This is a genomic window from Pseudomonas brassicacearum subsp. brassicacearum, from assembly GCF_008801605.1.
Taxonomy (GTDB): Bacteria; Pseudomonadota; Gammaproteobacteria; order Pseudomonadales; family Pseudomonadaceae; genus Aquipseudomonas; species Aquipseudomonas brassicacearum.
The window spans coordinates 1,205,976-1,222,712 of record NZ_VZPJ01000001.1; the positions used below are offsets into that span (position 1 = coordinate 1,205,976).

The following is a 16,737-nucleotide window of genomic DNA, read 5'->3' on the forward strand; positions in this document are numbered from 1 at the left end:
CCCGCGATGAAGACGACGCGGTCCACCTGGAACCGAGGCGCCTGCATCGCGAGCAAGCTTTGCTCCCACAACTTGCTCGCATCAATAGATGCCGACCGTTCCTGAATCAACCCAACGCCGCAATGGCATCCACCGACTCACGAATCAACGCCGGCCCCTTATAGATAAAGCCCGAATAAATCTGCACCAGGCTCGCCCCGGCGGTGATCTTCTCGGCGGCGTGGCGGCCTTCGGTAATCCCGCCCGCGGCGATGATCGGCAAGCGCCCCGCCAATTCAGCGGCCAGCACCTTCACGGTGTGGGTGCTCTTGTCACGTACTGGCGCGCCAGACAAGCCGCCCGCCTCGTCACCGTGTTCCAGCCCTTCGACACCTTCGCGACCCAGGGTCGTGTTGGTGGCGATTACTGCGTCCATGCCCGTCTCGATCAGGGCCTGGGCCACCTGGGTGGTCTCTTCGTCGGTCATGTCCGGGGCGATCTTGATCGCCAGCGGCACGTGCCGGCCGTGAATCAACGCCAGTTCTGCGCGCCGCCGGGCCAGGTCGGCCAGCAGTTGCTTGAGCGAATCACCGAACTGCAGGCTGCGCAGCCCCGGGGTGTTGGGGGAGCTGACGTTGACGGTCACGTAGCTGGCGTGGGCGTAGACCTTGTCCAGGCAGATCAGGTAGTCGTCGACGGCGCGCTCCACCGGCGTGTCGAAATTCTTGCCGATGTTGATGCCCAGCACGCCCTTGTACTTGGCCGCGGCCACACGGGCCAACAGATGATCGACGCCCAGGTTGTTGAACCCCATGCGGTTGATGATCGCCTCGGCTTGCGGCAGGCGGAAAAGCCGTGGCTTGGGGTTGCCCGGCTGCGGTCGGGGGGTGACGGTGCCGATTTCCACGAAACCGAAACCCAACTGGGCGAACCCGTCGATGGCCGCGCCATTCTTGTCCAGGCCCGCCGCCAACCCGACCGGGTTGGGGAATTCCAGGCCCATGACCGTCACCGGCAATTTTGCCGGGGCCTTGCACAACAAACCGTTTAGGCCGAGGCGTCCGCCCGCGCCGATCAAGTCCAGGGACAGGTCGTGGGAAGTTTCCGGGGAGAGTTTGAACAGCAGTTCACGGGCCAGGGTGTACATGGGCGGCTTTGACTCGGGCGACGAAATGAGGCGGCGATTATAGCCGGGCAACGGCGGCTCAAGCGAGGCGCCCGCACAAAACGATAGCGCTGGCATATGCCTTGCACCCTTTTGGTCATCAGCGCCCATGCCAACGACGGAATGAGTGCCACACTGTTTTAAGGGACAACGGCGTCGTCGTCCGGCCTCCTGGGCCCGGACACGGCGCTTTTTTATGTGGAAGGTGATACCGATGAATGAAGTTCCAGCCAACCCCCTGGCCTGGGTCAACGGCAGCGATGCCCCGGAAAAGAGCGCGGTCAACCTCGGTTTCATGGCCTTGAGCGACTGTGCCCCGCTCGTCGTGGCCGCCACCCAGGGCTTCGCCCAACCCTACGGCCTGACCCTGAACCTCAAGCGCCAGGCCTCCTGGGCCAACCTGCGCGACAAGCTGGTCAGCGGCGAAATCGATGCCGCCCACAGCCTGTATGGGTTGATCTACGCGGTGCACCTGGGCATCGGCGGGGTCGCGGCGAGTGACATGGCCGTGCTGATGGGGCTGAACCAGAACGGCCAGAGCATCAACCTGTCCCATGGCTTGCAGGCCCAGGGCGTGACCAGTCCTGAAGCACTGGAACAACACGTGCACCAAACTCGCCCGAAACTGACCTTCGCCCAGACCTTCCCCACCGGCACCCACGCCATGTGGCTCTATTACTGGCTCGCCGCCCAGGGCATCCACCCGTTGTCGGATGTCGACAGCGTGGTCGTGCCTCCGCCGCAAATGATCGCGCACCTGCAAGCCGGGCGTATCGACGGGTTTTGCGTCGGCGAGCCCTGGTGCGCCAGCGCGGTGAAGCAGAACCTCGGTTTCACCCTGGCGACCACCCAGACCATCTGGCCCGATCACCCGGAAAAAGTCCTGGGTTGCACCCGCGCGTTCGTCGAGCAATACCCCAATACCGCCCGGGCCCTGGTGATGGCGATCCTCGAAGCCAGCCGCTTCATCGAACAAAGCAGCGAAAACCGTCGCAGTACCGCGCAACTGTTGACTGCGCCTGAATACCTCGACGCCCCGCTGGACTGCATCGAGCCGCGCCTGCTGGGGATTTATGCCGACGGCTTGGGCAATAGCTGGCAGGATCCCCACGCCATGCGCTTTCATGGCAACGGCGAGGTGAACCTGCCGTACCTGTCGGACGGCATGTGGTTCATGACCCAGTTCCGCCGCTGGGGCCTGCTGCGCGAAGACCCGGATTACCTGGCCGTGGCCCAGGACGTCCAGCAACTCAAGCTGTACCGCGAAGCCTGCGCGGCATTGGACATCGCGTCCCCGCGCCAGGACATGCGCAGCAGCCAACTGATCGACGGCATCACCTGGGACGGCTCGGATCCGGCCGGGTACGCCCGCAGCTTCAAACTGCACGCCTTGAGCGATGCGGCTCCCCTTCTCGCCAGCCGCTGACAGGAGCCACGACCATGCTGCGTATCCTGCTGATCAACGACACCGCGAAAAAAGTCGGTCGCCTCAAGGCCGCCCTGATTGAAGCCGGGTTCGAAGTCATCGACGAATCCGGCCTGACCATCGACCTGCCAGCGCGCGTCGAAACGGTGCGTCCGGACGTGATCCTGATCGATACCGAGTCACCCGGGCGCGATGTGATGGAGCAAGTGGTGCTGGTCAGTCGCGACCAGCCACGACCGATCGTCATGTTTACCGACGAGCACGACCCCAATGTGATGCGCCAGGCGATCAAGTCGGGCGTCAGCGCCTACATCGTCGAAGGCATCCATGCCGCGCGCCTGCAACCGATCCTCGACGTGGCCATGGCCCGCTTCGAAAGCGACCAGGCCCTGCGCGCCCAGCTCCTGGCCCGGGACCAGCAATTGGCTGAGCGCAAGCGCATCGAACTGGCCAAGGGCATGCTGATGAAGATGAAGGAATGCAACGAGGAACAGGCCTACACCCTGATGCGCCGCCAGGCCATGAGCCGCCAGCAGAAGCTGATCCAGGTGGCGGAGCAGATCATTGCCATGAATGAGCTGCTGGGCTGAAAGCCTTGTAGCGCCTGCCTCGCCCCCTACTAATGATCGTTCCCACGCTCTGCGTGGGAATGCCGCCAGGGACGCTCCGCGTTCCGCTTCACAAGGTGACGCAGAGCGTCACGGGATGCATTCCCACGCAGAGCGTAGGAACGATCATGACAGACCTGGCACAGATCTCGCTTAAGCAAACCCACAGGTAACCAACGGCGGTTGCCCCACCTACGACAAAGACGTCGCACACCCTTCTTGCCTCTCTGGCGATCCGGGTTGCGGCGTTTTTTTGTTTTGGCCCTTCGGGACCGGTGGTGCGACCACAGACGGCGCACTGCTCAAAGCACTGACTCATTTCTCGAGACTTTTACAGCTGAGGTGCGCGATGAATTCAAGCTTCTGGAAATCCGGCCATACCCCGACCCTGTTCGCGGCCTTCCTCTACTTCGACCTGAGCTTCATGGTCTGGTACCTGCTCGGCCCACTGGCGGTACAGATCTCCGCCGACCTGCACCTGACCACCCAGCAACGCGGCCTGATGGTCGCGACGCCGATCCTGGCTGGCGCCGTGCTGCGTTTGTTCATGGGCCTGCTGGCCGACCGGATCTCGCCAAAAACCGCCGGCATGGTGGGCCAGGTGATCGTGATCAGCGCGCTGTTCTGCGCCTGGAAACTGGGTATCCACAGCTACGAACAAGCCCTGCTGCTCGGCCTGTTCCTGGGTGTGGCCGGTGCTTCGTTCGCCGTGGCCCTGCCGCTGGCGTCCCAGTGGTATCCGCCACAGCATCAAGGCAAGGCCATGGGCATTGCCGGTGCTGGTAACTCGGGCACCGTGCTCGCTGCGTTGATCGCACCGGTCATGGCCGTGGCCTTCGGCTGGACCAACGTGTTCGGCTTCGCGCTGATCCCGCTGGTGCTGACCCTGGTGCTTTTCGCCTGGCTGGCCAAGAACGCCCCCGAGCGGCCAAAAGCCAAATCCATGGCCGATTACCTCAAGGCCCTGGGCGACCGCGACAGCTGGTGGTTCATGTTCTTCTATAGCGTGACCTTCGGCGGCTTCATCGGCCTGGCCAGCGCCCTGCCCGGCTACTTCAACGACCAATATGGCCTGAGCCCGGTCACCGCCGGCTACTACACCGCCGCCTGCGTCTTCGGTGGCAGCCTGATGCGTCCATTGGGCGGCGCCCTGGCGGACCGTTTCGGCGGCATCCGCACCTTGCTGGGCATGTACACTGTGGCGGCCGTCTGCATCGCCGCAGTGGGCTTCAACCTGCCGAGTTCCTACGCGGCCCTGGCCCTGTTCGTCTGCACCATGCTCGGTTTGGGTGCGGGCAACGGCGCGGTGTTCCAACTGGTGCCACAACGCTTCCGTCGCGAGATCGGCGTGATGACCGGGCTGATCGGCATGGCCGGCGGCATCGGCGGTTTCGCCCTGGCGGCGGGCATGGGCGCGATCAAGCAAAGCACCGGCAGCTATCAACTGGCGCTGTGGTTGTTCGCCAGCCTCGGTGTCCTGGCCTGGTTCGGTCTGCACGGCGTCAAGCGTCGCTGGAGAACCACTTGGGGTTCGGCAGCTGTCACCGCTGCTCGGGTATAAGCTGCAACCATGAGCCTGCAACTGAGTTTCGCCGAAGCCAGTGCCATCGGCCCGCGGGAGGAAAACCAGGACGCCCTGCGCCTGGTCACCCCCGCCCCAGCCCTGGCCGCCAGCAAGGGTTACCTGTTCGCCATCGCCGACGGCGTGAGCCAATGCGCCGACGGCGGGCTGGCCGCCCGTTCGACCTTGCAGGCGCTGGCCCTGGACTACTACTCCACGCCGCAAACCTGGGGCGTGGCCCAGGCGCTGGACCGGCTGTTGCTGGCGCAGAATCGCTGGCTGCAAGCCAACGGTGGCGGGCAACCGCTGCTCACCACCGTCAGCGCCCTGGTCCTGCGGGGCCGGCGCTTCACCCTCGCGCATGTCGGCGATTGCCGAGTCTACCGCTGGCACGCCGACCACCTGCAACGGGTCAGTGAGGATCACGTCTGGGAACAGCAAGGCATGCAGCATGTGCTCAAGCGCGCCCTGGGCCTGGATCAACACCTGATCCTCGACTTTCTCGACGGCGAGCTGCGCACCGACGAAACCTTCGTGCTGCTCAGCGACGGCGTCTGGGCGGTCCTGGGGGATACGGCCATCGCCGGTATCCTGCGCGACCAGCCGGACCTGGACCTGGCCGCGCAGACGCTGGTCAACGCCGCACACCTGGCCGGTAGCCAGGACAACGCCAGCGCCTTGCTGGTGCGGGTCGATGCGGTGGGCGAAGCCAGCATCGGCGATGCCCTGATCCAGCTGCAGCAATGGCCCCTGCCACCTGCGCTGAAACCGGGCCAGGTGTTCGAGGGCTGGCAGATCGAAAGCCTGCTCGGCCACAGCCAGCAATCGTTGCTCTACCGGGTACGCGACGGCCAGGGCCAACCCTGGCTGCTGAAAACCCTGCCCGTGCATCTACGGGACGACAGCCGGGCCGGACAGGCCCTGCTTTCGGAAGAATGGTTTCTCAAGCGCGTCGCCGGGCGGCAGTTTCCCGAGGTCCATGGCGTTCCCCAGCGTCAGCATTTGTACTACGTGATGCGGGAATATCCGGGTGCGACCCTGGCCGAGCTGTTCAACCAGGGCGGGCCGCTACCTCTGGCCCAGTGGTTGGACCTGGCGCAACGGCTGGTGCGGGCGGTGGGCCTGTTGCATCGAAGGCAGATCTACCACCGCGACATCAAGCCGGAAAACCTGCACCTGGGCGACGACGGGGAATTGCGCCTGCTGGATTTCGGCCTGGCGTACTGCCCGGGCCTGTCCGAGGACCAGGCCAACGTCTTGCCCGGCACCCCCAGCTACATTGCCCCGGAAGCCTTCGGCGGCACCGCGCCAACGGCGCAACAGGATTTGTATGCCGTCGGCGTGACTTTGTATTTCCTGCTGACCGGGCACTATCCCTACGGAGAAATCGAAGCCTTCCAGCGCCCGCGCTTTGGCGTGCCGGTCAGTGCCAGCCGCTATCGGCCGGACCTGCCCGAATGGCTCGGGCAAAGCCTGGAACGCGCCGTCGCGGCGGATCCGGAGCAGCGTTTTGAAACCGCCGAGGAATGGTTGTTGCTGCTGGAACAGGGCGAGCGCCGCAGCTTGAGCGTCAGGCCCAGGCCGCTGCTGGAAAGGGAGCCGCTGAAGGTCTGGCGGACGTTGGCGCTGGTGTCGCTGGTGGTGAATCTGGTGCTGCTGTTTCTAGTGTTTCATGGCTGAGATCCGGTCGCGCCCATCGCGAGCAAGCTTTGCTCCCACAGGGGCTCTGCTCCCACAGGGAATTTGCTGCCACAGGGGGACCTGCTCCCACAGGGAATTTGCTGCCACAGGGGACCTGCTCCCACAGGGAACTTGCTGCCACAGGGGACCTGCTCCCACAGGGAATTTGCTGCCACAGGGGATCTGCTGTGGGAGCAAAGCTTGCTCGCGATGGCGGCCTGCCTGCCATACCAAGCTGCCGGCTGCCACGCTCCATTACCGGGCAACACGCTTTGATTCGGTGCAATAAATCCCTCCCCAATCCGCTCCACCAGCCCGCCACTCAATAAATCCGTGCCTTCGCGCCAGTTGGCACAACCACTGCATAATCCCTTTCAACAGACATAAGGCAACGCCTCCAACGATGAAGGCGGTGCTTCCCGAGAGAACGGGACCAGGACAAAGGCGTCCTCGCTAGCTTGCTAGCGGGACGCCTTTTTTTGTTTTCGTAAAAATGACCGAGCCAGTCCGATCGCCGTGATAAAGCGGACCTGAGCTTGCGGAGAACCCTGATGAAAAAACTCAAACTGGTGATGATCGGCAACGGCATGGCCGGGGTTCGAACCCTCGAGGAACTGCTCAAGCTGAGCAACGAGCTGTACGACATCACGGTGTTCGGCGCCGAGCCCCACACCAACTACAACCGCATCCTGCTCTCGCCGGTGCTGGCCGGTGAGCAGACGTTCGAAGAGATCGTGCTCAACGACCTGAGCTGGTACCTGGACAACAACATCAAGCTGCTGCTCAACCGCAAAGTGGTGGAAATCGACCGGGTCAAACGCCGGGTCATCGCCGAAGACGGCAGCGAAGCCGAGTACGACCGCTTGCTGATCGCCACCGGCTCCACACCCTTCATCCTGCCGATTCCTGGCAACACCCTGGAAGGCGTGATCGGTTACCGCGACATCGCCGACACCCAGGCGATGATCAACACCGCCAAGACCCACAAGCACGCCGTGGTGATCGGTGGCGGCCTGCTCGGCCTGGAAGCCGCCAACGGCTTGAAGCTGCGGGGCATGGACGTGACTGTGGTGCACCTGGGCGAATGGCTGCTGGAACGGCAACTGGACAAGACCAGCGGCCAACTGCTGCAGACCGCCCTGGAAAACCGTGGCCTGAAATTCCGCCTCAGCGAGCAGACCCAGGCCTTGCACGATGCCGGCAATGGCCGGGTCGGCTCGGTCCAGTTCAAGAACGGCGACATCATCCCCGCCGACCTGGTGGTGATGGCCGCCGGCATCCGTCCCAATACCGAACTGGCGGAAAAATCCGGCATCCCGTGCAACCGCGGGATCCTGGTCAACGACACGATGCAAACCTACGACCCGCGCATCTACGCCATTGGTGAATGCGCCAGCCACCGTGGCACCGCCTACGGCCTGGTGGCGCCGTTGTTCGAACAGGCCAAGGTCTGCGCCAACCACCTCGCGCAACTGGGCTTCGCCACTTACAAGGGTTCGGTCACCTCGACCAAGTTGAAGGTCACCGGCATCGACCTGTTCTCCGCCGGGGACTTCATGGGCGGCGAAGGCACCGAGACCATCACCCTTTCCGACCCCATCGGCGGCGTCTACAAAAAGCTGGTGATCAAGGATGACGTGCTGGTCGGTGCCTGCCTGTACGGCGATACGGCGGATGGCGGCTGGTATTTCCGCCAGATCCGTGAGAACCATGGCATCAGCGAGATCCGCGATCACTTGATGTTCGGTGAAAACGCCTTGGGCGACGTAGGCCACCAGGGCCAGGACAAAGCCATGAGCATGGCCGACAGCGCCGAAGTCTGCGGCTGCAACGGCGTGTGCAAGGGCACCATCGTCAAGGCGATCCAGGAGCACGGGCTGTTCAGCGTCGATGACGTGAAAAAACACACCAAAGCCGCCAGTTCCTGCGGTTCCTGCGCCGGCCTGGTGGAGCAGATCCTGATCAACACCGTCGGCGGTGCGGCGGACGTCAAGCCGAAAAGCGAAAAAGCCATCTGCGGTTGCAGCGACCTCAACCACGGCCAGATCCGCCAGGCGATCCGCGACCAGCACCTGCTGACCATCGCCGGGGCCATGAGCTACCTGAACTGGCGCACCCCCAACGGCTGCGCCACCTGCCGCCCGGCGTTGAACTACTACCTGATTTCCACCTGGCCCGGCGAAGCCCAGGACGACCCACAGTCGCGCCTGATCAACGAACGCGCCCACGCCAACATCCAGAAAGACGGCACCTATTCCGTGGTCCCGCGGATGTGGGGTGGCGTGACCAACCCTTCGGAACTGCGGCGCATCGCCGACGTGGCCGACAAATACAACGTGCCCATGGTCAAGGTCACCGGCGGTCAGCGCATCGATTTGCTGGGCATCAAGAAGCAGGACCTGCCCGGCGTATGGAAAGACCTCGACATGCCGTCCGGCCACGCTTACGGCAAGTCCATCCGCACCGTGAAGACCTGCGTGGGCAGCGAGTTCTGCCGCTTCGGCACACAGAATTCCACCCAACTGGGTATCGAGCTGGAGCACGACCTGTTCAACATGTGGTCGCCGCACAAAGTGAAACTGGCCGTCTCCGGTTGCCCACGCAACTGTTCGGAAGCCGGCATCAAGGACGTCGGCATTATCGGTGTCGACTCCGGCTGGGAGATGTACATCGGCGGCAACGGCGGGATCAAGACCGAAGTCGCGGAGTTTTTCGTCAAGCTCAAGACCGCCGAAGAAGTGCGTGAATACAACGGTGCCTTCCTGCAGCTGTACCGCGAGGAAGCCTTCTACCTCGAACGCACCGTGCATTACATGCAGCGGGTCGGCATGGAGCACATCAAGAAAGCCGTGCTTGAAGATCCGGTTCGACGTAAGGCGCTCCATGAACGCCTGAAGTTTTCCCTGTCGCTGGAACAAGACCCGTGGAAACAACGCCTGGAACAACCCCAGTTGAAGAAAGAGTTTGAGGTCATCCCCGTGAAAAACCTGGAGGTGCCGGCATGAACTGGCTGGATATCTGCGCACTGGAAGACATCAATATCCTGGGTTCGCGCATCATCAATGGCCCGAAAGGCGACATCGCGATTTTTCGTACCAGCGACGATGAAGTGTTCGCCCTCGATGACCGTTGCCCGCACAAGGGTGGCCCGTTGTCCCAAGGGTTGGTCTATGGCAAACGCGTGGCCTGCCCGCTGCACAACTGGCAGATCGACCTGGAAAGCGGTCAGGCCCAGGCCCCGGACGTAGGCTGCGCCCATCATCATTCGGCCCGGGTCGAAAACGGCCGGGTGCAGTTGGCCCTGCGGGACGCAAGCTGATGAACCGCCAGATCACTGCCTCGACCTGCTGTTATTGCGGGGTCGGTTGCGGCGTCCTGATCGAGCATGACGGCGAGCGCATCCTCGGCGTCAGCGGCGATCCCGCCCATCCGGCCAACTTTGGCAAACTGTGCAGCAAGGGCTCGACCCTGCACCTGACCGGCGACCTCGCCGCACGCGCGCTCTACCCCGAACTGCGCCTGGGCAAAGGACTGGCCCGGGCCCGTACCGACTGGGACAGCGCCCTGGATCACGCCGCCAGCGTCTTCGCCGAGACCATCACCGAGCACGGCCCGGACAGCGTGGCGTTCTACATCTCCGGCCAATTGCTGACCGAGGACTACTACGCCTTCAACAAGCTCGCCCGGGCATTGGTGGGCACCAATAATATCGACAGCAATTCGCGGCTGTGCATGTCCTCCGCCGTGGTGGGCTACAAGCGCAGCCTCGGCGCCGACGCCCCGCCCTGCAGCTACGAAGACCTGGAGTTGAGCGACTGCGTGATGATCGTCGGCAGTAACATGGCCTACGCCCATCCCATCCTCTTTCGCCGTCTCGAAGAGGCGAAATCCCGTCGACCGCAGATGAAAATCATCGTCATCGACCCCCGGCGCACCGACACTTGCGATCTGGCAGACCTGCACCTGGCGATCCTGCCGGGCACCGATGTCGCCTTGTTCCATGGGATTTTGCACCTGCTGCTGTGGGAAGACTGGATCGACCGCGACTTCATCAAGGCCCACACCGAAGGCCTGGCGGAGCTGAAAAACCTGGTGCGCGATTACACCCCGAGCATGGTCGCCCAGCTGTGCGGCATCAGTGTCGAACAACTGCATCAGTGCGCCGAATGGGTCGGCACCTCGCCAAGCTTCCTGTCGTTGTGGTGCATGGGTTTGAACCAGTCCACCGCCGGTAGCGCGAAAAACAGCGCCCTGATCAACCTGCACCTGGCCACCGGGCAGATCGGCCGTCCAGGTGCGGGGCCGTTCTCGCTGACCGGTCAACCCAACGCCATGGGCGGACGGGAAACCGGCAGCCTGTCGAACCTGCTGCCGGGCCATCGCGAAGCCGCCAACCCGGAACATCGTGCCGAAGTCGCCCACTACTGGGGCGTCGAGCAACTGCCCGCCACCGCTGGCTTGAGCGCCATCGAGCTGTTCGAGCAGGTTCGCAGCGGCAAGATCAAGGCCTTGTGGATCGCCTGTACCAACCCTGCCCAATCGATGCCGGACCAGACCGCGGTACGTGAAGCCCTGCAAGCCTGCCCGTTCGTGGTGTTGCAGGAAGCGTTCCGGACCACCGAAACCGCCGCGTTTGCCGACCTGCTGCTGCCAGCGGCCAGTTGGGGCGAGAAAGAAGGTTCGGTGACCAACTCCGAACGGCGCATTTCCCACGTCCGCCGGGCCATCGGCGCACCGGGTGAAGCACGGCCGGACTGGGCAATCACGGTAGATTTCGCACAACGCCTGGAAAAACACCTGCGCCCGAGCCAACCCAGCCTGTTCGCCTTTGAAAGCCCGGCCCAACTCTTCGATGAATACAAACAGCTGACCCGTGGCCGCGACCTGGACTTGTCCGGCATCAGCCATGCCCTGATCGACCAACTCGGCCCTCAGCAATGGCCTTTCCCGGACGGCGCCACGGTCGGGACGGCGCGCCTGTACGTGGACGGAATTTTTCCTACTGACAGCGGCCGGGCGCGGTTTGTGGCCGACCCCTATCGCGCCGCCAAGGAACTGCGTGACGCCCGCTACCCGTTGACCCTGAACACCGGCCGCCTGCGGGACCAATGGCACGGCATGAGCCGTACCGGTACCGCCGCGCAGTTGTTTGGTCATGTGAACGAAGCGGTCCTCAGCCTGCACCCCGACGAACTGCAACGCCATCGCCTGCAAGCGGGCGACCTGGTCAGCCTCAAGAGCCGTCGCGGCAGCGTGATCGTGGCCGTGGACAGCGACGACAGCGTACGGCCCGGCCAGGCGTTCCTGCCCATGCACTGGGGCGACCGGTTCCTCAAGGGCGGCGTGAATACCCTGACGCAACCGGCCTTCGATCCCTTGTCGAAACAACCGGAACTCAAGCACAGCGGCGTACGCCTGGAACCGGTAAACCTGCCTTGGCAGCTTTTCGCCTTGATCGAAGGCGATGTTCAACAGCATCTGGAGGCCCTGCGCCCCCTGTGCGAGGCGTTTTCCTACGTCAGCCTGAGCCTGACTGGCCGTGAGCGTCCCGCGCTGCTGATTCGCGCTGCCAGCGCTGTCGCCCCCGAACCGCAACTGCTCCAGGCCATTGATGAACAATTGGGCCTGATCGATGGGCCGGTGCTGGCCTACGACGATCCGCGTCGCTCCATCGGTAAGCGGGTGCGCATCGAAAACGGCCGCATCACCGCCATTCGCCTGGCCGGCGAAACTCTGGCCCGGCACTGGTTGCAGAACCTGTGGCTGGAAGGTCGTGCCGATGAACAACTGCGGCGCTGGCTGCTGGCGCCTTTGAGCGCGCCGCCGGGCAATGTCGGCGCCGCAACGGGTGGCAGTAAAACGCTGTGCAACTGCATGAACGTCAGCCAGCGTGCGATCTGCGCAGGCATTGAACGCGGCCTGGACTTGCAGGGGCTCAAACAGGAGCTGGGCTGTGGCACGCAATGCGGCTCCTGCGTACCGGAAATCAAGCGCCTGCTGGTTGCCACTGCGCAACCGCTGGCGGCTATCTCGTGAGGAAAACACTATGAACGCAAAAGTCTGGCTGGTGGGTGCAGGTCCTGGTGACCCTGAATTGCTGACCCTCAAAGCCGTGCGCGCCTTGGGCGAAGCCGACGTGGTGCTGATCGACGATCTGGTCAACGCCGCGGTGCTGGAACATTGCCCCGACGCGCGCATCATTGCCGTGGGCAAGCGCGGCGGCTGCCGCTCCACGCCCCAGGCCTTTATCCATCGCCTGATGCTGCGCTATGCCCGCCAGGGCAAATGCGTGGTGCGTCTCAAGGGTGGCGACCCATGCATCTTCGGCCGCGGCGGTGAAGAGGCGCAGTGGCTGCGCGAGCAGGGTGTCGAAGTGGAGATGGTCAATGGCATCACCGCCGGCCTCGCGGGGGCGACCCAGTGCGATATTCCACTGACCCTGCGCGGGATTGCCCGGGGCGTGACGCTGGTGACGGCCCACACCCAGGATGGCAGCAGCCTGAACTGGCAAGCCTTGGCGCAAAGCGGCACGACGCTGGTGGTGTACATGGGTGTGGCGAAACTGAGCGAAATTCGCGAACAGTTGCTGGCCGGTGGCCTGGCCGCGAACACGCCTGTCGCCATGATCGAAAATGCGTCCCTGCCCCATCAACGTGACTGCCGCAGCGACCTGGCCTCGATGGACGCCGATGCCAGCACCTTTCAACTCAAGAGCCCGGCGATCCTGGTGATTGGCGCGGTGGCCGGTGCTGCCGAACTGGCCACCTCCCCGTCTGCCTGGGTCCAGGTTTCAGCCCTCTGACATAGACCCCCTACCAGTGTGGGAGCGAGCTTGCTCGCGATGGCGGTGTATCAGCAGCCTGGATGGTGACTGACACACAGCAATCGCGAGCAAGCTCGCTCCCACAATGGGATCTGAGTTCGACCGGGAGAACCAGACCGGCTGTTAGGCCGCCTCGCTTTTGATTTTGATCTGGGACGCCCCGTTAACCACGCTGGCCGAACGCAGGCATTGCGCAGTGGGCAACCCGGCATGGATGCCGGGTTAGCCGCGCTGGGCCATGGATGGCCCTTCGCGGCGGGCCCACGGAGCAATGCCGGAGTGAGGGCATGCCGAGCCTAAGCGAGGCACCGAGTGGTGGGGCAAGCCTTTTTTGCTTACTTTTTTTGGCGTCTGAAAAAAAGTGAGCCGCCGTAAGGGCGGAACCCTAAGTAGCCGTTACCGCAGCAATGGATATGTACCCGGTCATGCCGTCAGACCGCCATCGCGCAGCAATGGATATGCACCCAATCAAACCGCCACCGTAAACTATTTCCCCGCTGATTTTCATAAATCCCAGGCAAAGAAAAGCCCGGCCTAGGCCGGGCTTTTCCAAAGCTGTGGGCTAATTACTTAGCTTGGGCTTCAACCTGCGCTTCTACGCGACGGTTAACTGCACGACCAGCTTCAGTGGCGTTGTCAGCAACTGGGCGGGATTCGCCGTAGCCAACAGACTGAACGCGGGACGATTCAACACCGTACTGGTTGGTCAGAACTTGCTTAACGGCGTTTGCACGACGCTCAGACAGTTTCTGGTTGTAAGCGTCAGGACCGACGGAGTCAGTGTGACCTTCAACAGTGGTGCTGGTGGATGGGTACTGCTTCATGAAGTCAGCCAGGTTCTTGATGTCGCCGTAGCTGTTAGGCTTGACAACCGACTTGTCGAAGTCGAACTTCACGTCCAGCTCAACACGTACGACTTCAGCAACAGCTGGGCAGCCATCAGCGTCAACGGTTACGTTGGCTGGGGTGTCAGGGCACTTGTCGACGTTGTCGCACACGCCATCGTTGTCGCTGTCGGAGCAGACTTCAGCCGGAGCTGGAACTGGAGCAGCAGCAGGCTTGGAGCCGCCACCGAAGTTCACACCGATACCGACGCTTGGAGCCCACTCGGTGTCGCCCTGGTCGATGTTGTACTGAGCTTCAACGCCAGCACGGGCGTAGAAGTTCTCGGTGAAGTACAGCTTGGCGCCGCCGCCAACGTTGGCGAAGGTGGAACGGTTACGGCCGTTGCTGCCATTCTGGTCGATGCTCTGGTCGGAGAAACCGGCCGAAACGTATGGACGCAGCATGTCGCCTGGGTTGTTGAAGTGGTACAGAGCGTCCAGAGCGGTGTTGGCGCCTTTGACGTTGGTGCCGTCGTCAGTACGGGCGTTGTGCACTTCGTCGTAGGCCAGACGCAGTTCAACGTCGTCGGTCAGGAAGTAACCAACCGAACCGCCGAACAGGTTGCCGTTGTTCTTGAAGTTACGAGCGCTGTCGAATTGTTCTTTCTTGGCGAAGCCTTCGATTTCAACTGCGCCTTGGCCTTGTGCCAGAGCGCCGAACGAAGTGGCAGCAATCAAAGAACCAATGGCAAAGCCCAAGGTGTTTTTCAGTTTCATCCGTTAAATCCCCATCTGGTGATTGTGAAGCAGTCCCGCAAACCGGGGGACAACTCGGCGGCAAGTCTAACAGAACTTGCCTACACGTAAGAGATATTTGCGCCGAACTTAAGTTTCAGCAATGCCTGCAAATTTCTCACGCAATTTGTCAAGAGCGCGCTTGTAACGCATTTTTGTCGCGCTCAAACCCATATGCATTATGTCTGCGATCTCCTGGAATTCCAGCTCTGCGACAAATCGTAGCACCAGAATTTCCCGATCGATCGGGTTCACATAGACCAGCCAGCGATCGAGTCCCCCCTTCTCCTCGGGCTTGGGCGCCTTATCTTCCGACGCTTCCTCCAGAGGATCCAGGCTCAAAGCGTCCATCAAGCGACGCTTTCGCCGTTCCTTGCGATACTGCGTGATGCATTCGTTGTAGGTGATGCTGTAGAGCCAGGTCTTGAACTTCGATTTCCCCTCGAAGTTCTTCAACCCATACAGCACCTTCAACATCACCTCCTGACAGACATCGTCAGCATCGCGATCGTTCCCAAGATATCGTGCACAAACGTTAAATAATGTTCTCTGGTAGCGGCGCATCAATTCTTCATAGGCGCGCGTTACGTGAAACAGCTCGGTATGCGCGCGCGCGACCAACTCCTCATCGGAGAGATCACGGGGGTCGTAGCGCGTAGATAGCGATTGGGGTTTGTTCAAAACAAGTCGGGCCGACAGTCTAGGTCAATGTGCGCCGCAGCCTGCGATAGCAGGCATTTTGCGGCGGCATACATTAGCAGGGTTTGCCGGGTTAGCGGCTACTCACATGCTGTTCCAGCAGGATCCGATTGGAAAGCGACACCAGCTCGCCCTCCTCGGTCAGCAATGTGGTCTTCACCGTGCCAATCTCTTCGATCTGGCCTTCGACCTCGCCAACACGCACTTGTTGCCCAACCTCATACAATTCACGCACATAGATTCCCGCCAGGATCTGACCGGCGATTTCACGACTCCCCAATCCCATTGCCAGCGCAACCGCCAGACCAACGGTAATCAAAACGATCACGATCACGTGGTTGAGCAGGTCAGTCTTGACCTCCAACTGGCTGATCGCCACCGAAATACTGATGATGATCACCAGGCCCTGAGCAATTCGCCCTACGCCAGCGGCGTAGTCCAGCCCAACGCCCTCGGCCGCGCCGCGCACCAGCCCATTGGCCAGTTGCGCCAGCAGAACGCCGACCAGCAACACCAGCGCAGCACCAAAAACCTTCGGCAAATACAATGCGAGCATATCGAGCGTAGCCGAAACTCGCTCAAGGCCAAGGGATTCTGCTGCCGAAACCAGGAAAATCAGCAATACGAACCAATACACGATCTTGCCGACCAGGGTCGAGATCGGTACCTGGATGCCACCACGGGACAGCAACTTGGTCAGGCCGGTGCCGCCCATCAGGCGATCGAGGCCCAGCTTGGCAAGCAGCTTGGACAGCAGCGTGTCCAGCAGCTTGGCCACGACAAAGCCCAACAGCAGTACCACCAGGGCGCCGAAGAGGTTGGGGATGAAGTTAGCTACTTTGGTCCACAACGCAGTCATCGCCGTGACGAGGCTCTGGGTCCAGAGATCAAGTTCCATATTCAATCAGCCTTATCAGCGGTGCGAGTAACAGGTTTACGGCGGGAAACCGGCGAGAGATGGGCCGATCCGTTATTCAGGGCGATCATCAGCGCGGGCAACCAGCGGCCCAGCAGGCTGAACAGATCACCTGCGCCGACCTGGCGGTTGGCGGTTTTCAGTACACGTCCCAGGCATGCATCGTCGTCCCGGCTGGACGGCGAAGCCTTGAGCATGTCGCGCAAAGACTGTTCAAACGGATCGTGCATACGCACCTCTCGTGATGTCTGTGGAAGACGC

Annotated in this window: 13 protein-coding genes; 8 read left to right on the forward strand and 5 right to left on the reverse strand. The window is 62.2% G+C overall.

Translation table 11 applies throughout. The annotated features are described in order from the left end of the window. Positions 1–106: 106 nt before the first annotated feature. The gene (locus F7R20_RS05410) at positions 107–1,126 is read right to left on the reverse strand and encodes a quinone-dependent dihydroorotate dehydrogenase (protein ID WP_003199543.1); all 1,020 of its coding nucleotides are present in this window, start codon (positions 1,124–1,126) and stop codon (positions 107–109) included. 232 nt (positions 1,127–1,358) lie between these two features. Here F7R20_RS05410 and F7R20_RS05415 point away from each other — a divergent pair, with 232 nt between their 5' ends. The 8 genes from F7R20_RS05415 to cobA all read left to right on the forward strand — a co-directional run bounded on the left by F7R20_RS05415 (position 1,359) and on the right by cobA (position 13,221). Beyond that, entirely contained in the window at positions 1,359–2,570 is a 1,212-nt protein-coding gene (locus tag F7R20_RS05415) for a CmpA/NrtA family ABC transporter substrate-binding protein (RefSeq protein WP_003199541.1), read from the forward strand. A 14-nt stretch (positions 2,571–2,584) separates the two neighbouring features. Beyond that, complete coding sequence (locus F7R20_RS05420) at positions 2,585–3,160, forward strand: ANTAR domain-containing response regulator (RefSeq protein WP_003199539.1); 576 nt, start codon at positions 2,585–2,587, stop codon at positions 3,158–3,160. A 367-nt stretch (positions 3,161–3,527) separates the two neighbouring features. Continuing rightward, entirely contained in the window at positions 3,528–4,739 is a 1,212-nt protein-coding gene (locus F7R20_RS05430) for a nitrate/nitrite transporter (RefSeq protein ID WP_003199537.1), read from the forward strand. Positions 4,740–4,748: 9 nt separating this feature from the next. Beyond that, complete coding sequence (locus tag F7R20_RS05435) at positions 4,749–6,419, forward strand: bifunctional protein-serine/threonine kinase/phosphatase (RefSeq protein WP_003199535.1); 1,671 nt, start codon at positions 4,749–4,751, stop codon at positions 6,417–6,419. A gap of 551 nt (positions 6,420–6,970) precedes the next feature. Then, positions 6,971–9,424, forward strand: coding sequence for a nitrite reductase large subunit NirB (gene nirB / locus F7R20_RS05440; protein ID WP_003199533.1), 2,454 nt, complete (start codon positions 6,971–6,973; stop codon positions 9,422–9,424). Further along, positions 9,421–9,738: a nitrite reductase small subunit NirD gene (gene nirD / locus F7R20_RS05445; protein ID WP_003199531.1), complete on the forward strand. Its 318-nt coding sequence runs from the start codon at positions 9,421–9,423 to the stop codon at positions 9,736–9,738. Before nirB ends, nirD begins: the two co-directional genes overlap by 4 nt. Beyond that, positions 9,738–12,455 carry a nitrate reductase gene (locus tag F7R20_RS05450; RefSeq protein ID WP_003199529.1) on the forward strand — a complete coding sequence of 906 codons (2,718 nt, stop codon included), beginning with the start codon at positions 9,738–9,740 and terminating at the stop codon, positions 12,453–12,455. Before nirD ends, F7R20_RS05450 begins: the two co-directional genes overlap by 1 nt. Positions 12,456–12,465: 10 nt before the next feature. Continuing rightward, positions 12,466–13,221, forward strand: coding sequence for a uroporphyrinogen-III C-methyltransferase (gene cobA, locus F7R20_RS05455; RefSeq protein WP_003199527.1), 756 nt, complete (start codon positions 12,466–12,468; stop codon positions 13,219–13,221). 587 nt (positions 13,222–13,808) lie between these two features. Here the strand turns inward: cobA and F7R20_RS05465 are convergent. The 4 genes from F7R20_RS05465 to F7R20_RS05480 all read right to left on the reverse strand — a co-directional run bounded on the left by F7R20_RS05465 (position 13,809) and on the right by F7R20_RS05480 (position 16,706). After that, entirely contained in the window at positions 13,809–14,843 is a 1,035-nt protein-coding gene (locus F7R20_RS05465; protein ID WP_003199525.1) for an OmpA family protein, read from the reverse strand. A 108-nt stretch (positions 14,844–14,951) separates the two neighbouring features. Beyond that, complete coding sequence (sigX, locus tag F7R20_RS05470; protein WP_003183614.1) at positions 14,952–15,542, reverse strand: RNA polymerase sigma factor SigX; 591 nt, start codon at positions 15,540–15,542, stop codon at positions 14,952–14,954. Between the two features lie 91 nt (positions 15,543–15,633). Beyond that, positions 15,634–16,458: a mechanosensitive ion channel family protein gene (locus F7R20_RS05475; protein WP_003199523.1), complete on the reverse strand. Its 825-nt coding sequence runs from the start codon at positions 16,456–16,458 to the stop codon at positions 15,634–15,636. A 2-nt stretch (positions 16,459–16,460) separates the two neighbouring features. Beyond that, positions 16,461–16,706 carry a hypothetical protein gene (locus F7R20_RS05480; RefSeq protein WP_003199521.1) on the reverse strand — a complete coding sequence of 82 codons (246 nt, stop codon included), beginning with the start codon at positions 16,704–16,706 and terminating at the stop codon, positions 16,461–16,463. Between the last annotated feature and the right edge of the window lie 31 nt (positions 16,707–16,737).

What these genes read in the sequence shown, in the direction of transcription:
- F7R20_RS05410 (WP_003199543.1), bottom strand. Translation starts at nt 1,126, where the DNA reads ATGTACACCCTGGCCCGTGAACTGCTGTTCAAACTCTCCCCGGAAACT.
- F7R20_RS05415 (WP_003199541.1), top strand. Translation starts at nt 1,359, where the DNA reads ATGAATGAAGTTCCAGCCAACCCCCTGGCCTGGGTCAACGGCAGCGAT.
- F7R20_RS05420 (WP_003199539.1), top strand. Translation starts at nt 2,585, where the DNA reads ATGCTGCGTATCCTGCTGATCAACGACACCGCGAAAAAAGTCGGTCGC.
- F7R20_RS05430 (WP_003199537.1), top strand. Translation starts at nt 3,528, where the DNA reads ATGAATTCAAGCTTCTGGAAATCCGGCCATACCCCGACCCTGTTCGCG.
- F7R20_RS05435 (WP_003199535.1), top strand. Translation starts at nt 4,749, where the DNA reads ATGAGCCTGCAACTGAGTTTCGCCGAAGCCAGTGCCATCGGCCCGCGG.
- nirB (WP_003199533.1), top strand. Translation starts at nt 6,971, where the DNA reads ATGAAAAAACTCAAACTGGTGATGATCGGCAACGGCATGGCCGGGGTT.
- nirD (WP_003199531.1), top strand. Translation starts at nt 9,421, where the DNA reads ATGAACTGGCTGGATATCTGCGCACTGGAAGACATCAATATCCTGGGT.
- F7R20_RS05450 (WP_003199529.1), top strand. Translation starts at nt 9,738, where the DNA reads ATGAACCGCCAGATCACTGCCTCGACCTGCTGTTATTGCGGGGTCGGT.
- cobA (WP_003199527.1), top strand. Translation starts at nt 12,466, where the DNA reads ATGAACGCAAAAGTCTGGCTGGTGGGTGCAGGTCCTGGTGACCCTGAA.
- F7R20_RS05465 (WP_003199525.1), bottom strand. Translation starts at nt 14,843, where the DNA reads ATGAAACTGAAAAACACCTTGGGCTTTGCCATTGGTTCTTTGATTGCT.
- F7R20_RS05475 (WP_003199523.1), bottom strand. Translation starts at nt 16,458, where the DNA reads ATGGAACTTGATCTCTGGACCCAGAGCCTCGTCACGGCGATGACTGCG.
- F7R20_RS05480 (WP_003199521.1), bottom strand. Translation starts at nt 16,706, where the DNA reads ATGCACGATCCGTTTGAACAGTCTTTGCGCGACATGCTCAAGGCTTCG.